This is a genomic window from Kiloniella sp. EL199 (genome assembly GCF_900313065.1).
Taxonomy (GTDB): domain Bacteria; phylum Pseudomonadota; class Alphaproteobacteria; order Kiloniellales; family Kiloniellaceae; genus Kiloniella.
In genome coordinates this window covers 630,814-636,813 of record NZ_OMPU01000013.1, presented here as the reverse complement: position 1 = coordinate 636,813, position 6,000 = coordinate 630,814, and the positions used below count along the sequence as shown (strand labels likewise).

Sequence of the window (6,000 nt, the reverse complement as noted above, 5' to 3'; positions counted from 1 at the left end):
AAACACCCASTGAAATCTCGGCTGAAACCGCCCCCTTTTCCAAGGCCGCAACTGCACTGACCGCTTTCAAGGCAGCCGATGCCGCAGTTAACCCCTTGGCCCCGGCAGAGCCTTCGCCAGCCGTGGCAGCTTTGGGCAGCCCGGCAACGGCTTTTGCCGCCGCCGTGACGTTCTGTTTCAGGGAAAGGGTCAGGCCAACCTGTTTGACCTTGTGTTCTTCATCCCGGTTAAACAAGTCCTGCGATGATTTGAAATCAACATTTTCAGCCGCCGTAACCGTCACATCGCGCCCGGCGCTTACCGTGGCGGAATCAACCGTGGCATCCTCTCTGGCGGTGATGGAAATATCATTCCCGGCCCCCAATGCCGAGATAACCTGGGTAACACCTTCGGTTTCCTTGGTGTGTTTTTCCTTGCGATAGCCAACAGAAACACTGGCCCCGCCGGAAGAGACCATACCGTCAGCAAAGAAGCCAGATTTCTTGCGTTTGCTATAGTCGTATTCGTAGTTTTCGGCAGTATCAACGGTGACATTGTCACCCGTAATGCTGAGGTCATTTCCGGCGTTGAGCGCAGAAGCAGTTATCGTTGTATCTTTACCTGATTCAAGAACCAGATCATTCCCGGCGCCGACGGCAGAGGCCTGTTGGATGATCTTCAGGCCGTTGCCTTCGCGCGAGGACGAGCCGCCAAAGGTTTTCTTTTTCAGCTTGTAGTCATAGGTCCGTTGATCCTGTGCCGAGGTGATATTGATATTATCCCCCGCGCGGATGGTAAGGTCCTGACCGGCGGCAACGGCAGAACCTTTGACCGTGGCATCCTTGCCCGCGGTAATAACCAGATTGCCATCGGTAAGGACCGTTGAACCGACATTTGTCGTGCTGTCGATATTGGTATAGCCAGCCTTGTGGGTGTGATGCTTTTTATCCCGCAGTTCGATGGACCCGATCTGCACATCATTTCCGGCGGTAAGGGTGGTATCCCCAACCGCAGCAAGGTCTGCCCCGCGGATGATGATGTCACTATCAGCAACAACATCCAGTGTACCACCCGCAAAGATCTCGCCCCGGGCGTTGCGAACGGTCTGGACATCCGTACCATCCATGCGCAGTTCATAGGTCGCGGTTTCATTGATCACGTTACCGCTCTGGGCAACCAGTCGAACATTGTTACCTGCGCGGATGGACCCGCTGCTGTTGATAATGTCTTCTTCTGCGGTCAGGATAAGATTGTTTATCGCATTCAAGTGCCCGCGGTTACGGATAGAATTTTCACGTGAAATCAAATACTGATCTGTCGCGGCAATAATCGCCCCTTTAGGCGAGAGCTTGCTGCGGCTGTTTTGCGCAAGGTAGAGGCGCGGGACCAGAACTTCCTGTCCTTCGAAGATTTCCGTGACATACCAGACAATGTCACTGGTCAGGGCCGCTATCTGGCCCGTGGTAAGTTCGATGCCGACAGCAAGTTCCAGATCGCTGCCCTCAGCAATACCATTATCGAGCAGGGTTTTCATCTGGGCGATATCATCCTGCACGGCAGGATTAAGCCAACGCTCCCCGGTTTTACGGGTAATGGCATCGCGGACCAGACGGGTATCGAGGAAAGCATCGCCCAAACGGCGCGGCAGATCTTCATAACGGGCATCACCAGGTGTCAGGCCGTTTCCTTCGAGGAAATAGTCTGATCCGTAAAAAGTGCCAAGGTCGGCAAATTCAAAGCGGGATTCAATGATCGGTCCGGGGGCGCTCGGGTCAGGATTTTTAACCAAAAGAGGGCCGGGATCACCAAGGCTGGCAATATCAAGCAGGGGCACATCACCGCCGGGCGTCGAGGTTACACCCCCGACTTCGCTGATATAGTTTTTGCGTTTGATGTTGGCACTATCCGCTGTTTCCACAATCGTGGTGTTGTCAATTTGGCCGCTAAAGTCCCCCGTAATAGACCCCCCAGCCATGATGGTCGAATTGATTGAAGCAACCTCATTTCTTTCCAACAAGGCTGTGCCACCGCCATCAGGAAGCCACTTGCAGACGCCTCCATAACAGCGCGTGGTTTTATTGAAAGTACTGTTTGCATAGTAATCACGGGTTAGCTTGGTTCCCTGATTGTTCAAGGTTGTGCCCGTCAGGTTGATGTCATTAACGGCAGCAATATCACTGTTGCTGTTCAGCAAAGTTGTCGCATCAATAGAAAGATCCTTGCCGGAAGAAATCAGACCTGCGGCAGAATCCTGATCTACCGTGGTCTCGACGACCCAGTCCGTGAGTGTACCTCTGCCGCTGTAATAGGCGGTAAAATTACTCTTTTCCCAATGGGGAACCCGGGCGACTTCACGCCCGCTGAAATAGGCACAGCCCTCGGGGGAAATTGTTGCACCCGGCACTGAGTTACAGCCGGGGTGGCTGTTGCCACTAAAGGCACGGCTGGCACGGTAAATCTCTGTTGTTGTGGTCGTGAAAACCTTCTTCCTGTTTGTCAGGTTTTCCGTCTGGATTGTGATATCACCTTTGCTACTTTCAATCGTTCCGGATTGGTTCAGGACGCTTTGACTTTTACCTCCGGCGGTGCCCTGTACGATAATATTATCAATGGCGAGGACAACGCCTTCGTCATTGTTCAGGTTTTCAGCATTCAGGGTAATATCACCACCACTTGCAATCAGGCCCTTTTGACTATGAAGCGTGTCCGTGACCGTTGCGGTCAAATTACCGGACTGCGTGGTTTTACCATCAGCAGACAGCCCCGCAACAAGGGCCGCGTTATCTTCAAGTGTCACGTTTTCTGCATTTACAGAAACTGTGTTTTGCGCCCCGGATGTTGTATTGGTTCCAAAGGTAACGGTGCCATTATCTGCCCGCAGATCAAGGCCATTGCCGCCATAAGCATTCCCATTCAGGGTAACGCCCCCGTTTGCCGAATTGGCCGTAAGATTATTGCTGGCAGTTGCTTTGGCGAAGCTGATGGTGCCGTCAGCATTCAGGCTAAGGTCACCACCGGTTGCAGCCATGTCCCCGGCGGCTCTGACACCCACGCCGGCTTCGGTCCCGACAAGGGTAATTCTGTTGGCATACATGCCACCCAAAGCCGTGGAATCAATGGCAAAGGCGGGCTGGGTTGAACCATCATCAGCCTTTGCTGTGGCCGCACGGGTGGCGTAGTCATAATCATTGCGCCCGGCTGTGATGTTCAGTTCCTTGGCATTAATAGCCGCGTTTATCTCACTGGATCGACTGACAATATCAAAGTAGTCAACATTGCTGGCATCAAGCCCTGTGCCACCGATGGTGATGGTTCCCTGATCAACAGAAAGGGATTGCAAATTACCGTCAGGCGCAAAAACCGGGGTTCCCGTCGTCAAAGTGCTACGGGGCGTATTGATAAAACCACAGCCGCTACAGGTAATGCCGTTCGGGTTGGCCAGAATATATTCTGCCGAACGGCCAAAAATCTCGGTATGACCTTCCAGCAGTGACGTATTCCCGCTGGTCACTTCGTTAATGATCAGTCTGGCCCCTGCAGTGCCTGCCAGATTGGGGTTACTGTTCAGCGCCCCACCAAGCTGAGAGACGCCAACCGTCGTACTGTTGTTAAGGATAACCCCCTGATTTGTGACGTTAAAGTTCAGAAATTTGTTATGGGAAACCCCGGCACCGGACGGACGGGCAATATTCACAAGCGGCACACCATTGGGCGCTGTGGTGACATTCGCTTGATTGGCTGCCGCCGCCGCGGGATCAACATTGATCCCGTTCGCATAAGAGGTCACAACAGGGGCAAAAGCCAGATTGAAACTCAGAACAATTGCCGTTGTATTTTTCAAAAATGTTTTCATCACAAAAACCTAGAAATTAACCTTGAAGTCGACATAGACTTCGTTATTGCGTTTTTCCACATAACCGGGGGATGACAAGGGACGTGCCCAGACCAGTGATCCACTGGCAAAGCCACCGTTCAGGCGCAGACCGACAGCAGCACCCTGCATGGTGCCGTGTTCAAACACTTCACTTTTGTCAGAGCGGATTTTTCCAATGTCATAGGCGGCAAAAAGGCTTGCCCGTCCCAGAATATGATCCGGGACTTTTAATCCTGTTTGCGGCAGGTTCCAGCTTAACTCGTTTCGCAAATAGCCCCCGACATCACCGGATGCAGAGCCTTCCTTGAAACCGCGAACCGTAGATTGCCCCCCGATTGAAATGCGTTCCGTGCTGTAAAGGGTATCCGGGCTCCACTGCGCCACAGCGTTACTGCTCCAGCTCAGTTGCTGATCAGCCAGCGTAAAGGGACGGTAGTAATTAAAGGAAGCATCCAGCTTATCAAACTGGGCGCGAGGCGTATTTCCGGTGCCGGATTCGTCCTTCAAAGCGCCAAACAGCTTTAACCCGCGCTGATACTGAATATCGCCCGACAGAACACCCCCCTGAAAACGGCGGCTGTGATTAAGGCGCGATCCGAAAATCGCCAGCTCGCGACTGGACGTATCCAACAAAGCATCTTCGATAAAATTACGCGTTTCCTTATTTCTCAGAGAGACAGCCACAGATGTTTTACTATCAGCGTCACGATAGATGACGCGGTCCAGCTCTGCCTTGTAGCTTCGGCTGTTTCCGCTGGTATTAAAGGTCTGGAAACTCCCCTCGATCTCGCTTTCATACTCGAAATAATCACCGGATAAAGACAGCGTCCAGTACCCATAGGGAATCGATACAAAGCCTGAAAAACTCTTGCTGTCAGATCCCTGATCCGGGGCGAACGCCTTGCTGAAATCAAGTGTCCAGTAATCATTAATGCCGAACAGGTTATCAGCCTGCGCATTGAATTTTCCCTGTAGCTCACCCGTGCTTTTGGATCCTGAATTACTGAGACCGGGGGAGAGTCGAATACGTTTAGCCGCTGTATTCTCAATCACAACAATGGTTTCGCCAACCTTCTCGCCCGGCACCAGTTTCAGCTTGGCATTGTTCGACGGTAGGCGATTCATCTGATCCAACCCCTGTTCGAGATCACGGATATTCAACATTCCCCCTTCCAGATTTGGAAAGGCCGTGAGAAATTCGAAACGCGGTGTCCAATCACCGCCTTCTTCAAGGCGATTAATTTTTCCATCGATAATTTCGACCGTCAAAACACCGTCAGATGTATCTTGTGCAGGGATATAGGCGCGCGTTGTCACATAACCCGCTTCGACGAACAAATTTGTGATGTTCTTGAGCAGATTGTTGATATCAACAATCGTTAAGCATTTGTTTTCATAATCTTTTTTAATATCGGTTACAGCAGAAGACAGATGGTCTCCACCTTCAACCTCTATTAGGCTAATGTCTGTACAGGTTGCCGGATCATCGCTTTGCAAGCTCTCAGGTAACGGAGTCAACTCTAGCCCGCCGGGTTGTCTTTGTAGACGCTCGCGTTCCAGTTCACGCAACTCATTTTCACGCTGCTGCTGAATCTGTCTTTGTTTTTGCTGAATAACCTGTAAATCAGCGGGCGTCGCCGCAAATACATCAATCGATATAATCAGCGCAATAAAGCCACCATATACCGATAATAGAACTTTGCTCAAAAATCACACTCTCAAAATACAACCTATGAGCAAGTTCGATTAATGCGTTTTTTCTATTTTGACAATAGGTATAAATAACTATCGTTTCGACTTTTAGATAAATTTATGGCTGTTTTTCCAGAGAATGTAAGGGATAATGGTGATCCCGGCGCGATTCGAACGCGCGACCCTCAGATTAGGAATCTGATGCTCTATCCTGCTGAGCTACGGGACCACTGGGTATCTGTATAGTTGAGAGTTTCTTTTCTGCCAAGAGGGCGGCGAAGGAGCTTTTGTTCTTTTTCAAGTATGTCTGGTGACAAAATGCACATCTCAAATCAGAGCATACATAGCCGTTGACCTTAATTCTGGCGTAAGACGAAAAACAGAAGTGTCGATAGGCGACACGAACGCTGAAACACCCAATAAGACAATGACGAAACAAAAGTTACGCTTAGCAA

General features: G+C 50.9%; 2 protein-coding genes and 1 tRNA gene. All 3 read right to left on the bottom strand.

What is annotated here, in order from left to right:
* A partial coding sequence (locus D9A03_RS17825) for a hemagglutinin repeat-containing protein (RefSeq protein ID WP_120498535.1) occupies positions 1 to 3,832 on the bottom strand: 3,832 nt, incomplete at its 3' end.
* A gap of 9 nt (positions 3,833 to 3,841) precedes the next feature.
* Entirely contained in the window at positions 3,842 to 5,560 is a 1,719-nt protein-coding gene (locus D9A03_RS17820) for a ShlB/FhaC/HecB family hemolysin secretion/activation protein (RefSeq protein WP_120498534.1), read from the bottom strand.
* A 137-nt stretch (positions 5,561 to 5,697) separates the two neighbouring features.
* Positions 5,698 to 5,774, bottom strand: a tRNA-Arg gene (locus D9A03_RS17815).
* Positions 5,775 to 6,000 lie beyond the last annotated feature (226 nt).